Origin of the sequence: Collinsella sp. AF20-14LB (assembly GCF_003459505.1) — a bacterium.
In the GTDB taxonomy this organism is placed as follows: domain Bacteria; phylum Actinomycetota; class Coriobacteriia; order Coriobacteriales; family Coriobacteriaceae; genus Collinsella.
In genome coordinates, this window is sequence record NZ_QRWD01000007.1 from 112,182 (window position 1) to 125,393 (window position 13,212).

The 13,212-nt window shown below is 60.1% G+C and carries 11 protein-coding genes; 1 reads left to right on the forward strand and 10 read right to left on the reverse strand.

Annotated features, from left to right (window positions below; translation table 11 throughout):
* Nucleotides 1-170 precede the first annotated feature (170 nt).
* From DWX63_RS05205 to DWX63_RS05230, 6 genes are all read right to left on the reverse strand, one after another.
* The gene (locus tag DWX63_RS05205; protein WP_158559618.1) at nucleotides 171-611 is read right to left on the reverse strand and encodes a MarR family winged helix-turn-helix transcriptional regulator; all 441 of its coding nucleotides are present in this window, start codon (nucleotides 609-611) and stop codon (nucleotides 171-173) included.
* Nucleotides 612-715: 104 nt separating this feature from the next.
* Nucleotides 716-1,042: a hypothetical protein gene (locus tag DWX63_RS05210; protein WP_117843030.1), complete on the reverse strand. Its 327-nt coding sequence runs from the start codon at nucleotides 1,040-1,042 to the stop codon at nucleotides 716-718.
* Between the two features lie 195 nt (nucleotides 1,043-1,237).
* Nucleotides 1,238-2,065 (reverse strand): PTS system mannose/fructose/sorbose family transporter subunit IID, encoded by an 828-nt coding sequence (locus DWX63_RS05215; protein WP_117646152.1) that lies wholly within the window; start codon nucleotides 2,063-2,065, stop codon nucleotides 1,238-1,240.
* A complete protein-coding gene (locus DWX63_RS05220) occupies nucleotides 2,065-2,922 on the reverse strand; it encodes a PTS sugar transporter subunit IIC (RefSeq protein WP_117843031.1) in 858 nt (285 codons plus the stop codon). The genes DWX63_RS05215 and DWX63_RS05220 overlap by 1 nt, the downstream gene beginning before the upstream one ends.
* A gap of 72 nt (nucleotides 2,923-2,994) precedes the next feature.
* A complete protein-coding gene (locus DWX63_RS05225) occupies nucleotides 2,995-3,483 on the reverse strand; it encodes a PTS sugar transporter subunit IIB (protein ID WP_117843032.1) in 489 nt (162 codons plus the stop codon).
* A gap of 79 nt (nucleotides 3,484-3,562) precedes the next feature.
* Nucleotides 3,563-3,997, reverse strand: a complete 435-nt coding sequence (locus tag DWX63_RS05230; RefSeq protein WP_089572603.1) for a PTS sugar transporter subunit IIA — start codon at nucleotides 3,995-3,997, stop codon at nucleotides 3,563-3,565.
* 308 nt (nucleotides 3,998-4,305) lie between these two features.
* On the opposite strand from DWX63_RS05230, the gene DWX63_RS05235 reads away from it, so the two are divergent.
* Nucleotides 4,306-5,088 carry a GntR family transcriptional regulator gene (locus tag DWX63_RS05235; RefSeq protein WP_158550939.1) on the forward strand — a complete coding sequence of 261 codons (783 nt, stop codon included), beginning with the start codon at nucleotides 4,306-4,308 and terminating at the stop codon, nucleotides 5,086-5,088.
* Nucleotides 5,089-5,304: 216 nt separating this feature from the next.
* Here the strand turns inward: DWX63_RS05235 and carB are convergent, their stop codons facing one another.
* From carB to DWX63_RS05255, 4 genes are all read right to left on the reverse strand, one after another.
* A complete protein-coding gene (gene carB / locus DWX63_RS05240; protein ID WP_117843033.1) occupies nucleotides 5,305-8,619 on the reverse strand; it encodes a carbamoyl-phosphate synthase large subunit in 3,315 nt (1,104 codons plus the stop codon).
* Nucleotide 8,620: 1 nt separating this feature from the next.
* The gene (gene carA, locus DWX63_RS05245; protein ID WP_117843034.1) at nucleotides 8,621-10,060 is read right to left on the reverse strand and encodes a glutamine-hydrolyzing carbamoyl-phosphate synthase small subunit; all 1,440 of its coding nucleotides are present in this window, start codon (nucleotides 10,058-10,060) and stop codon (nucleotides 8,621-8,623) included.
* Between the two features lie 207 nt (nucleotides 10,061-10,267).
* Entirely contained in the window at nucleotides 10,268-11,233 is a 966-nt protein-coding gene (locus DWX63_RS05250; protein ID WP_117843035.1) for a hypothetical protein, read from the reverse strand.
* Between the two features lie 19 nt (nucleotides 11,234-11,252).
* On the reverse strand, nucleotides 11,253-13,025 hold the full coding sequence (locus tag DWX63_RS05255; protein ID WP_117843036.1) for an ABC transporter ATP-binding protein: 1,773 nt from the start codon (nucleotides 13,023-13,025) through the stop codon (nucleotides 11,253-11,255).
* Nucleotides 13,026-13,212: the final 187 nt, after the last annotated feature.

Sequence of the window (13,212 nt, forward strand, 5' to 3'; positions counted from 1 at the left end):
GGCTTCGCGAAGTTTTCCGAGGGAAAGGCTCAGCCGCCATCCTGCGACCTACCGGGGATTGCCATGACGTACGTTGGCTGATTTGGTTTGGAATGAGATGTTGACGGTGGCTGATGGGCACAATTGGCCCGGATGCATTTCAAGATGCACCTAAATGTCTGTCTTTATCCTTATAGATTGTCCAGGTAGTCGTCGGCATCATAGGTAAGGCTGTAGGCTTTATTCAGGATGCGCACGAGCTCCTGGGCATCGTGCTCGCCGAGCGCTGAGAGTTGTTTCGAGAGCGATGCCACACTCTCGGCATTTTTTTTCGCCGCGAAATCACGGCCTTCCTCGGTGATGCTCACCAGCACACGCCGACGATCGTTTGGATCGGTCCTGCGCTGAACGCAACCCTTGCTCTCGAGTGAATCCAAGATATGCGACATGCGCGCACGGGAGAATTTCAGCTTCTTGGCAATCTCGGAGGGAATGACATCACCGTCAATACCCGATAGATACTGTAAAACCGGTGCCTCGCCCACACTGGCGCCGCCGGCAGCACTCAAGGATCCCTTGGCAAGGGAACGTGAGTACACGATCAGTTTTCGAGCGACGTCATCGTAATCCACTGGGGATATTGTCCTTTGCAACTCTAGAAGGGCCATAAAACCGTCATTTGCCGTACATTAGTTAACATTCGCAACAATTATTTATGATACCCCAACGCGGAAGTCTATTGCTCGTCCTTCTTGCGTCGCATAAGCTCCTCAACGTCGACACCAGCGGCCTCGAGCATGCGCTCGACATTCTTTTTGGCGTTGGTCGTGCCGACCTTAAGCACGATCGAAAGCGGAGTGCCCACCACCAGGCACACGATGCCCACGGGGACACCCCAGCCGGGGCCGCCCTGCATACCCCACATCCCCATCAAAAAGCCAATCGCCACGAGCGAATAGCCCAGGCGCAGCCAAACATTGAGCCGCTGAATAGCATCGGACTGCATCTTTGCCTCGCGAATCAAGTCGTCGCGCGAAAGGTCGTGTCCATGTTTCTCGTGCATATGGTCCTCCTCGTGCAAAGTGTGCATCATGCGCAAGTGCATCGTTTATCGAATACGTCATCTTTCAAGAGCAATATAGCGGGTGTCGTGTAGGCGATGGAGGTCGCTGGCCATATTGCCCTTGAAGGGCGGCGTAAAATCAGAAGGCCGTGCGGTTGAGGCCGCACGGCCTTGCAGGGGGCCAGGGGATGATGACTAGTAGCTCAGCGCCGGATCGAAGAAGCCAATGAGAACGCCCACAAATGCGATCACGACGAGAATCAGCATCATAACGATGGGGTTGACCTTCTTCTTGGTCATCATGTACCAGCAGAAGATGATGAAGATCATCGGCAGCAGGTGCGGATAGATGCCATCGAGGGTGTCCTGGAACTTACCGCCGCCGGGCAGCACCAGGTTGGGGCTGCAGGTGATGGAGACCCAGGTGGCGCCCACGGCACCGATGACCATGGTACCGACCATCACGATGGAATCACGCAGAGCCTTGGCTTTGGGGCCGACGAGGGCCTCGACCGCCTTGCCGCCGAGCTCATAGCCCTGGTTGTAGGCAAAGCGCATGCCAAGGAACATGAGCAGGTTCCACACGACAATATAGAAGATGGCGCCGAGCGGGGAGCCGCCGGTCGAGAGACCGAGGGCGATACCGAGCAGGATCGGGATCAGGGTACCGACGATCAGCGAGTCGCCAAGGCCGGCGAGCGGGCCCATGAGGCCGGCGCGGATGCCGTTGATGGCGTCGTCGTCGATGGCCTCGCCGTTTGCGCGAGCCTCCTCGAGGCCGGCGGTGACGCCGACAATCATGGTGCCGATCTGCGGCTCGGTGTTGAAGAACGCTGAGTAGGTCTGGAGGGCCTGCTTCTGCTCCTCGGGCGTGTCGTAGAGCTCCTCGACAATCGGAAGCATGGCGCACAGGTAACCGAAGGTCTGCATGTGCTCCTGCGAGAAGCAGGTCAGGTTGCCATAGGACCAGTTACGGAACGACTTGGCAAGCGTTTTCTTAGAGAGCTTTTTCTTCTCTGCCATTAGATGTCCTCCTCTTCCTCATCATCTGAGCCCGAGGCGATAGCTGCCTTGGGAGCGTTTGCGAGGTCGATCTTGAGCGAAGCGATCTCATAGTTGATCAGGGCGAAGAAGCAGCCGATGCCGGCAGCGGCAATCAGGTTGCATCCCATGACAGCGGACAGGGTGAAGCCGAAGAAGAACGTGAGGAAGTCCGTCGGCTTGGAGATGACCTGCTTGAGCAGGATGGCGATACCGACGGTAGGCAGCAGCGAGCCGACGGTGAACAGCGTCTTCATCGCGATGCCGTCCATGGGCATGTAGGTCTTCATGAGGTCGACCATGGCGGTGCCGCCCATGGTGATGATGAACGTCGGGAGGAACGAGCAGACGATGTGACCAATCCAAGGCAGAACGTTGTTGACCAGGTAGAGCTTGTGGAGATCGCCCTTCTCGAGCCACTTCCACCCCATGCCCTGCCACACCAGGTTGATGGTGGCGGTGCCATAGAAGAGCACAGTGCCGAGCGTGCCGACGGCGGCACCGAGGGATGCGGCCATGCCGGCAGCCTCAGCGGAGGCGGGATCGATGCCCGAGTTCTTGATGGCGAGGATCGCCAGCGGGATGCCGATATAGGACACGGCGCGGACGTCGGCGGAGACGGTTCCGCCAGGGGTCACGAGAGCGATGTAGACAACCTGGATGGCAGCGCCGACGAGGATGCCCGTCTGCATATCGCCCATGATGATGCCGACGACGAGGCCGGCGACCAGAGGACGACCCAGAGTGTAGTTGCCGATCGTCGTGCCGCCCATGCCAGGCAGTGATGCCAGGCAGGCGAACAGGCCGAACAGCGCGGCTTGGAATGCATTGATTGCCATGCTTTCCCCTTTCTTTATTCCTCAGCCCCTTTCACCAAGGGCTGTAGATACCAAAATGCGGCTGGCGCCTAACTAGAAGCCAAACTGACCGCGGAACTTGGGCCACTCACCGATGGACTTCTCCTTGATAAGGGCGAACTCGACCGTGTAGCCGGCGTTGGTGAGATCCTCGAGCGCCTGGGCCTCTTCCTGCGTGATCGACTGGTTGTTGCCGAGCTTGGTGGTGCCGGGACGATCGTTGCAGGGACCGACGATGATGCGGTCCATGCCGGGCTTAAAGCCAAAATCGACGAGAAGTTCCTTCATGTCGAGCGGGTTCTTGGTGATCAGGAAGTACTTGGTGTCGGACTTGAGAACCTTCTCGGAGACCTCCTTAAAGTGCTCCTTGGTCCACATGAACGTCTTCTTGCCCGAGGCACTCTTGTAGGCCTCCTTGAGCACGGGGTTGGACGCTGCAGCGTCGTTGACGGCGATAAGACCGTCGCAGGGATACTCGAGGGCCCAACGGGTAACGGTCTGTCCATGGATCATACGGTCGTCAATACGGATGAACGAAATCATGCGTTCTCCCTTTCTTTATCACCGGGGGTCTTTCCTCTTAACCCCCGCTCCATCACAAAAATTTGGGCGGATGCGCTGCCTAGATGTCGTCGTCCTCGTCATCGGCGTCATCGGTCGGGACAACGAGCTCGGACATACCGTTCTTGCCCTCCTGCAGCATCATCTGCTTGAGGGAATCCAGGTCCATGGTGGCAAGCCCCATCATGGCGGTCATAGCCATGGGCAGATTCATACCGCCGAAGGCAATGGTGTGGGCGAGCAGCCCCTTCTCGGCCAGCGTGTTCATGGCATTGGTGAGCGGCGATCCGCCCAGGATGTCACCAAGCAGGACAACCTCGTCATCGGCGGTAACGGGAGCGAGCATCGCCTTGACGTTCTCGACATACTCGTCAGCGCCCATGCCGTCCACGAGACTCGTCGACAAGATGTTCGGGGCGTCATTGCCGAGCATCTTGAGGACACTGTGCAGTCCGGGAGCGAGCGTTCCGTGACTGACCATTACCAGATACCGCATGCGGTCTCCTCTCGACCTGCCGTGTGTCGCACGGCTTTGCTTTTTGCTGAGATTATTGTTGCGCCGGGGCATGTTCGGTACAAGAAAATATTTGCGAACGGCAACTATTCATCGGTTAACGGTAGCAACTATTTTTGTGCCTAAATTATTTTTTCTTCTAATTATTTTTAAAATAGCAGGTAGATTGTCTGATAAATGTTTTATGTTCCTTATGCACCATACATACCAGCAAGAATCGGGCCTGGCATCTCCGGTTTGCCCCGCAGTGTCAGACCATGTCACGTACGCCCACGACATGGAGGTACCCCATGGATATGATCTCGTTTCTCGCCTCCGAACCCTTCGACCGCAGCGGTGATACGCCGCTCTATGTCCAACTTAAACATCGAATCGCCCTGCTTATCGCCAGCCAGGCGTTCGACACCAAGACGCCGCTGCCACGCGAGCTCGAAATCTGTGAACGGCTAGAGTTATCGCGCGCGACCGTGCGCCGTTGCTTCCAAGATCTCGTCATCGAGGGGCGCGTGGTGCGCAAACGTGGGCAGGGCACGTTCATCAAACCCCAAACCTCAGCACCCGGCATCGACCTGGCCCTGAATTTCAGCGCGCGGATGCGCGAAGCGGGACGGGTTCCGAGCTCGCAGATTCTCGCCTTTTCAAGCATACCGGCCGTCCGCGGCATCGCCTCTGGGCTCAAAGTGCCCGAAGGGACACCCGTCTGGGAGATTCGCCGCCTGCGTCTCGCCAACGACAAACCCATGGAGCTCAACTACGTCTATATCCTCGTGTCACTTTGCCCCGAGCTCACACGCAAAGACGTGGATGGCTCGCTCTACGCCTACATCGCGGAAAAGACCGGCATCCTGCCCGCAAGCGTCGATGCCGTCTACGAGACGGTCAACCTCGACAAGCATGAGGCGCGCCTTTTGGGACAGAACACCGGTAAGGCGGCGATGCGCATCGTGCGTTCGACCTACGACAAGACGGGAACCCCGTTCGAGGTAGGCGTGCTCATCAGCTGCGACGGTCAGGCAAAGCTACACGTGCACATCGCCGCCGACAAAACAACCTTCACCGCCACAGCCCAATAAATCCAAAACGTGGGCTCCGTCGCTCAGACGAACGACGGCGCCCATACTCACTTTCTTTTTCAGCCCTAGTCATCGCGCAAAGCCCCTTCGGCAGCACACGGTGCAGCCAAGTCACCGCAGGCCGGGGCGGGAGGCGGACCTTTCTCTCGGAAAACTTCGCGAAGCCCAGTTTCCGAGAGAAAGTGTCCGGCTGCCGCCCCGGCCGACCAGGTCACATTACACCGTGTGCTGCGGCAGGTCCTGCAGGGCGATGACGTCCATGCCCATGTCGTTGGCGCTGCCGTGACCCTGCTGGTCCTCGCGCACCGCCTCGATGGCACTCACGTACGTGTTGGCAGCGGACATCGCGGTCACGCAGGTTACGCCGCGGCGCACCGCCTCGGTACGCAACAGATAGCCGTCGCCGCGCGAACCCGGGCCGTACGGCGTGTTGATAATCACCGCGATCTTGCCATCGGCGATGAGGTCGCCGATGTTGGGGCGCTCGCCATCATGTGGGCCGCTGATCTTTTCCACGATTTCGCAGGTCACGTTGCCGCCGCGCAGCACGCGCGCCGTACCTTCGGTGGAGCAGATATCAAAGCCCAGGTAGCGCAGGATGCGGGCGACCGAAAGGATATGGCGCTTGTCGCGGTCGCACACGCTGATGAACACCTTGCCGGCGCTCGGGTCGGGCAGGTTGTAGTCGATCGCCAGCTGCGTCTTGGCGTATGCCTCGGGATAGCTCTTGGCGATACCCATGACCTCGCCGGTCGACTTCATCTCGGGCCCCAGGATAACGTCGGCACCGGGGAAACGACCCCAGGGCATAACGGCTTCCTTCATGCAGAACCAGTCCAGCTGACGCTCGTCGCTCGGCAGGCCCAGGCTCGCGATGGAATCGCCCGCCATGATACGCGCCGCGCACTTGGCAAGCGGCACGCCGGTGGCCTTGGAGATAAACGGCACGGTGCGGCTCGCGCGCGGGTTGGCCTCGATCACGTAGACGGTCTCGCCCTTGATGGCGTACTGCACGTTGACCAGGCCGCGTACGCCCAGCGCCATCGCGATGCGGCGCGTGGTCTCGCGAAGCTTTGCCTGCAGGCTCTCGCTAAAGCTGAACGGCGGGATGCAGGTCGCGGAGTCGCCGGAGTGAATACCGGCCTCCTCGATATGCTCCAGGATGCCGCCGATGTAGACCTCTTCGCCATCGCACAGGGCGTCGACATCGGACTCGATCGCACCCTCCAGGAAGCGGTCCAGGTATACCGGGTAGTCGGGGCTAATGCGCGCAGCCTCGGCCATGTAATCGCGCAGATGCTCGGCATCGTAGGCGATCATCATGCCGCGGCCGCCCAGCACGTAGCTCGGACGCACCAGCAGCGGGTAGCCAATGTGCGCGGCCACGGCCTCGGCCTCCTCAAACGAGGTGGCCTGGCCCGCCGGCGGGTACATGATGCCCAGCTTGTCGAGCAGAGCGGCAAAACGCTCGCGGTCCTCGGCAAAGTCGATGGCGTCGGGCTTGGTACCCATGATGTTCACGCCGCTCTCCTCGAGCATGCGCGCCAGCTTAAGCGGGGTCTGACCGCCGAGCGTCACCACGACGCCGTCGGGTCGCTCAACATCGATGACGTCCATGACGTCCTCGTAGGTGAGCGGCTCAAAGTACAGGCGATCGGACGTATCGTAGTCGGTCGAAACGGTCTCGGGATTGCAGTTGACCATGATGGTCTCGAAGCCGCGGGCCGCCAGCGCGTAGCTCGCGTGCACGCAGCAGTAATCGAACTCGATGCCCTGGCCAATGCGGTTGGGGCCGGCGCCCAGGATCATCGCCTTGGGCTTGTCTGCCGGCGTGGTCTCGTCGGGAGCCACGCACTTTTTGGCGTCCGGGCTCGTGCGGAAGATATTCTCGTAGGTCTTGTAATGGTACTCCGTGGCGCTCGAGAACTCCGCAGCGCAGGTATCGACCGTCTTCATGCTGGGGACCACGCCCAGACCCTTACGGTAAGCGCGCACAAAGCGCTCGTCCGAGCCGGTCAGCGCGGCAATCTCGGCATCGCTCGTGCCATACTGCTTGAGCAGGCGCATCGCGTCGGCGTCAATGTCCTCCACGCGCAGGCCGCGGATGCTCTCCTGAACCTGCACCATGTCGTTGATACGGTTGAGGTACCACGGATCGATACCGCAGATGGCATGGATGTGGGCGATGTCCCAGCCACGGCGCAGGGCCTCGACCACAAAGAAGATGCGGTGCTCGGTCGGGGTTGCCACGGCCTGAGCGAGCTCATCGTCGCTCAGCTTGTCGGCACCCTCCTTGCCACCGGCGCAGATGCCCTGGTGACCGTCCTCCAGTGAGCGCATGGCCTTGCCGAAGGCCTCCTCAAAGGTGCGGCCGATCGCCATAATCTCGCCCACGGCCTTCATGCGCGTGGTGAGCGTGGGGTCGGTACCCTTAAACTTCTCGAAGGCAAAGCGCGGCACCTTGACCACGCAGTAGTCGATCGTGGGCTCAAAGCAGGCGGGCGTTGCCTTGGTGATGTCGTTGACGATCTCGTCGAGCGTGTAGCCCACGGCCAGGCGAGCGGCGGCCTTGGCGATGGGGAAGCCCGTGGCCTTGGAGGCCAGTGCGGACGAACGGCTCACGCGCGGGTTCATCTCGATGACGATCAGGCGGCCGGTCTGGGGGTTCACGGCAAACTGCACGTTGGAGCCGCCGGTCTCGACGCCGATCTTCTCCAGAATGGCGAGCGACGCGACACGCATGCGCTGATACTCAAGGTCGGAGAGGGTCTGCGCTGGCGCCACGGTGATGGAGTCGCCGGTGTGCACGCCCATGGGGTCGAGGTTCTCGATGGAGCACACGATGATGCCGTTGCCGGCGTGGTCGCGCATGACCTCCATCTCATACTCTTTCCAACCCTCGATGGACTCCTCGACCAGCACCTCATGGGCAGGCGAGAGCTCAAGGCCCTGGCTCACGATGGAGACGAGCTCCTCGTGGGTATGCGCGATGCCGCCGCCAGCGCCACCGAGGGTAAAGCTCGGGCGCAGTACGCAGGGATATCCCACGCGCTCGGCGATAGCCTCGGCGTCGGCCACGCTGTAGGCATAGCCCGAGCGCGCGACCTCCAGGCCGATCTCGGCCATGGCCTCGTTAAAGAGTTTGCGGTCCTCGCCGCGCTCGATAGCGGCCAGGTCGCAGCCGATCATCTCGACGCCGTACTTGTCGAGCGTGCCGTCCTTTGCCAGCTCGACGGCGGCGTTCAGACCGGTCTGGCCGCCCAGCGTGGGCAGCAGCGCGTCCGGGCGCTCTTTCTTGATCACGCGCTCGATAAACTCGGCGGTGATAGGCTCAACATAGGTGCGGTCGGCCAAGCCCGGGTCGGTCATGATGGTCGCCGGATTGGAGTTGACCAGGATGACCTCAAAGCCATCCTCCTTGAGCACCTTGCAGGCCTGGGCGCCGGAGTAGTCGAACTCGCAGGCCTGGCCAATAACGATGGGGCCCGAACCAATAACGAGGATGCGCTTGATGTCAGTACGTTTAGGCATGTTAGTTCTCCTCGGTCGCAGCGTTCTCGGACTCGGCGAAATTCCAGCCGGCGAGGCGGTCCTTCGCGGTGTCGATGTCCAGGTAGTTCTCCTCGCCGTCCATGAGTCGCGTAAAGGCGGTAAAGAGATAGTGGGCATCGGTGGGGCCGGGCGAAGCCTCGGGGTGGTACTGGACCGAGAAACACGGGGCGTCGAGCAGCTGGATGCCCTCGGCGGTGCCGTCGTTGAGGTTCACATGTGTCAGGCGAATGCGACCAAAGCGCTCGTTCATCACGACCGGCGCGACGCCGCGACGCACCCAGGCGCGCAGGTCGCCATCGGCCGCATGCTCGGTTTCGCCGCCGGAAAGCTCCGGAATCAGTTTGCCCAGACTGGGGAACAGCAGGCCAAAGCCGTGGTTTTGCGCGGTAATCTCCACGCGACGGCTTACCAGGTTCATGACCGGCTGGTTGCCACCGCGGTGACCGAACTTAAGCTTTTCCATCTGGGCGCCGCAGGCCAGGCTGATCATCTGGTGACCAAGACAAATACCAAAGACCGGCACCTTGCCGATCAGCTGTTGCACCTGCTCATAGGTCTCCACCACGGCGTCGGGGTCGCCGGGGCCGTTGGATAAAAAGACGCCGTCGGGATTCATGTCGAGCACCTCACTCGCGGGCGTATCCCACGGCACGACGGTAAGGCCGCAGCCGGCGCGGACGAGGCCCTCCAGAATACCGCGCTTCACACCGCAGTCGTACGCGACCACGTTGTGGCGGGCGGGAGCAGCAGGAGCCAGCGCAAAGTCATGCGTGGCAGGCAGGTCGGCGGCCACAAACTCGTGAGGCGCGGGGCAACTTACGGTCTTGACCAGGTTCTCGCCTACCAGCGTGGGCGCTGCGGCCAGACGCTCGGCAAGCTCGTCGACGTCGAAGATCTCGGTCGAGATAATGCCCATCTTGGAGCCGTTGTCGCGCAGGTGGCGCACCAGAGCGCGGGTGTCGACGCCCTCGATAGCGACGATGCCGTGAGCGCGCAGGTACTCCGGCACGCTGACGGCCGAGCGCCAGTTAGAAGGCGTGGCGCACATGTCGCGAACGATCATGCCACGCATGGCCGGAGCGCTCGCAGGGCGCACGGCGCCGCCGGGGAAGGCCGACTGGACATCGGTCTCGTCGATACCGTAGTTGCCGATCTGCGGATAGGTCATGGTTACGATTTGGCCGGCATAGCTCGGGTCGGTCATGACCTCAAAGTAGCCCTCGAGCGAGGTGTTGAAGCAGACTTCGCCGGTCGCGGTGCCCTCGGCGCCGCATGCGCGTCCATAAAAAATGGTCCCATCCTCAAGATACAGGGTGCAGGGACCGCAAGCGCCCTTGCTGGTTTTGGCCAGCATACGCTGGCACAGCTCGCTGGGCGCGATGGTGCGGGCGGCAGCGCCCGCAATATGGTTGTTCGCCATAGTTCTCCTTCCCGGTCTCACAGGACCGGCTTAAAGGTGTGCAGTTAGGCCTCGCGGTATTGTAACCGCAAGCATGCCTCATGGCGTTAATTTCATCGAAATGTTTACGAAATGATAATTATGACTTTCTATGCATAATGATTTTTTAATCCCCGTCCCGGAAAAATCATCCCGCGGGGCTTGTGGCTCACGCGGGATGATGGCGTCTTATTTTATCTTGTCCTGCTCCAGCAGTTCGGACGGTGAGCGATCGGGCTTGCCGCCGCGGAAAATCTCGCGGCCATGCAGACGATACTCCAGGTCACGTTCGGCCTTTTCCTCGTCAATCTTGGTCTGGCTCACCACCGGGTCCTCAATCAACGACGACACCGAGTTCACCTGCTTCTGAATGCGCTCGGCGATGGTGTCATCCATACTCACGATGCGCATCTTCCAGTCGATACTCGTAGCGTTGGATGAGCTCTTGGTCCACACGAACGTCAGGATGGCGCTCTGGTGGCCCTGGGCGGGAAACATGCCAAAGAAGGAATCGTGCTGAATGTTGCTATCCTCGTCGATATAGGCGTGAACGTTATACACCACGCGGTCGATCTTATCGTTGAGCAACGCGTTGGTCGCAAGCGCCGCGGCCTGAATCTGCCCGTTGGACAGCAGCTCGAGCTCGTTGGCAGACGATGTGTCCAACACCGTCACCTCGACCGTGCCCGTACGCTCATCGGCTTCATCGACGGTAAAGTCGAGCGGGAACTGCGTAAAGCCGTTGCCCCACTCAAGGCCGCCCTTCAGCGCCGTCGAAACGGTATCGACCGAAACGCTCTCGGACAGGTTGGCGGTGTTCAGGCGACGCATCACGCCGTAGCCAATCTGCATGCCCACGATCAGCACCAAAATACCAATGACCACGGCCATCGCGGTCTTCGTAATGGTATGACTCACCTGCGAACCCGAAGGATCATCCTCGGACAGCGGGTCGATATGTTTTGCCTGGCTCGCGCGGTCCTCGCTGCGCAGCTGCGCTAGCGCCGCTTTGTCACCGCGCTTGGCCGCAGCCTCCTTCTCACGCATGCGCTCGGTTCGCTTTTTGGCAAGCGTGGGATCCAAGACACCGGATGCATCGATTTCGGAGAATAACTCCGTCACTTCTTCCGGAGTCAAAGGGTTCTTGTCAGCCATAAACTTCCTGTCATATCAATCAGTCGAGCTCGTGCGCACGCGCACCTTCGAACTGCATTCGATAGTAACGGGCATAGGTGCCGCCACGGGCGAGAAGCTGTTCATGCGTGCCACGTTCCACAACGCGACCATGCTCAACGGTCGCAATCTCATCGGCGTGTTTAATGGTCGAGAGACGGTGGGCGATGATGATTGTGGTACGGCCGCGTGCCAGCTCTTCGAGCGACTCCTGGACCGCCTCCTCGCTCTCGTTATCCAAAGCACTCGTCGCCTCGTCCAAGATCAAGATTTTGGGATTCTTGAGAAACACACGCGCGATGGCAACGCGCTGTTTCTGTCCGCCCGAAAGACGGCTGCCGCGCTCGCCCACGACCGTGTCATAGCCCTGTGGAAGCGACTCGATAAAGGCATCGATGTTGGCGCGACGGGCGGCCTCGGCGATCTCTCCTGCCGTAGCGCCCGGCTTGCCGTAGGCGATGTTCTCGCCAATCGTGCCGTCAAACAGATAGACATCCTGCTGCACCAGGCCGATGGCGCGACGCAGGCTCTGCTGCGTCACATCGCGCACGTCCTGGCCGTCGATGCTAATGGATCCGGCGGCCACGTCATAAAAGCGCGGCAGCAGCGAACAGGTCGTGGACTTGCCACCGCCCGAAGGGCCAACCAAAGCGATGGTCTGCCCGGGCTTGATGGACAGGTCCATATGGTCGATAACGGGACGCTCGTCGGCATCGCCCTCGCCCAGCTCAACATCCTCGTAGTTAAAGCACACGTCGTGATACTCCACGGCGCCGGCAGTCACCTGCAGATCCGTAGCGCCCGGCTTGTCCTGGATATCCGGCGCGGTCGAGAGCACCTCGTCCATACGCTTAAAGCCGGCGATAGCCTTCTGATACGTTTCGGCCGAATTGACGAGTGTCTCGAGCGGCGTGCAGAACAGCGAAATATAGAGTGCAAAGGTCGCCATATCGACCGCCTGCAGCTGTCCCTGGGCGACCAGCCAGCCGCCCAGCAGTACCACGATCACATAGAGCACACCCGAGAGCAGGCCATACGTCGCAGTATAGACGCCCATGGCGTGATACATGTTCTCCTTGGACGAAAGGTAGCGATTGTTGGAGGCGCGGAACTTGAAGCGTTCGGTCTCCTCATTGGCAAAGCTCTTGACCACGCGCATGCCCGCCAGCGAATCCTGCAGCTGCGCATTGATGCCGCTGATCTTTTTGCGGTTGTCGCTAAAGACCTCGCGCATGCGCATGTTCTGCCAAAACATGATGACCGCAAACGCTGCTGTCGCCACAGCCATGGCGAGCGCCAGCACCGGGGCGATGGTAAAGAGGATCACAAACGAGCCGATAATCTCGATGCCGCAGATGATGATCCACTCGGGCACGTGGTGCGCCGCCTCGCAGATATCGAACAGGTCGTTGACCACGCGGCTCATCATGTCGCCCGAGCTGTTGCGGTCAAAGTACGCAAAGCTAAAGCGCTCATACTGGTCAAACAGGTCCTCGCGCATTTTGGACTCCATACGCGCGCCCATCACGTGACCCCAATAGCTCACAAAATAGCGGCAGGCGCAGCGGACGGCATACATCAGCACCAAGCCCACCGCGATCATGCCGAGCGCCTGCATAATGACAGCCTGACCCTGAGTAAACAGCCCACCGGTCAAATTGCGCAGAATAATAGGAAACGCAAGGTCAATGGCGGCAAGCACCAGAGCGCAAACAGTATCGGCAACAAAAAGCCCCATCTGGGGCTCGTAATACGAGAGAAACCTTTTAAACATGCAATCCTCGAAGAGAAATAAATAGCGTGAGAAATCCGGTTGAACCGGTCAGGCTGAAAACAAAGCGTCCCAACAAGCATAACGCCGATGTTCTGGCAGCGTCAGCGAAAACGTCCCTAAGCGAGCAAGGTGCCTTGAAAGAGGAGCGACGCGTACTTCGGTACGCGAGCGACGATTGAAAGGCAGA

Bases quoted from the DNA above. Each gene is read 5' to 3' on its own strand.
- carB (WP_117843033.1), bottom strand. From the start codon at position 8,619: ATGCCTAAACGTACTGACATCAAGCGCATCCTCGTTATTGGTTCGGGC.
- DWX63_RS05255 (WP_117843036.1), bottom strand. From the start codon at position 13,025: ATGTTTAAAAGGTTTCTCTCGTATTACGAGCCCCAGATGGGGCTTTTT.
- DWX63_RS05250 (WP_117843035.1), bottom strand. From the start codon at position 11,233: ATGGCTGACAAGAACCCTTTGACTCCGGAAGAAGTGACGGAGTTATTC.
- DWX63_RS05230 (WP_089572603.1), bottom strand. From the start codon at position 3,997: ATGCGGTATCTGGTAATGGTCAGTCACGGAACGCTCGCTCCCGGACTG.
- DWX63_RS05220 (WP_117843031.1), bottom strand. From the start codon at position 2,922: ATGGCAATCAATGCATTCCAAGCCGCGCTGTTCGGCCTGTTCGCCTGC.
- DWX63_RS05215 (WP_117646152.1), bottom strand. From the start codon at position 2,065: ATGGCAGAGAAGAAAAAGCTCTCTAAGAAAACGCTTGCCAAGTCGTTC.
- carA (WP_117843034.1), bottom strand. From the start codon at position 10,060: ATGGCGAACAACCATATTGCGGGCGCTGCCGCCCGCACCATCGCGCCC.
- DWX63_RS05225 (WP_117843032.1), bottom strand. From the start codon at position 3,483: ATGATTTCGTTCATCCGTATTGACGACCGTATGATCCATGGACAGACC.
- DWX63_RS05210 (WP_117843030.1), bottom strand. From the start codon at position 1,042: ATGCACGAGAAACATGGACACGACCTTTCGCGCGACGACTTGATTCGC.
- DWX63_RS05235 (WP_158550939.1), top strand. From the start codon at position 4,306: ATGGATATGATCTCGTTTCTCGCCTCCGAACCCTTCGACCGCAGCGGT.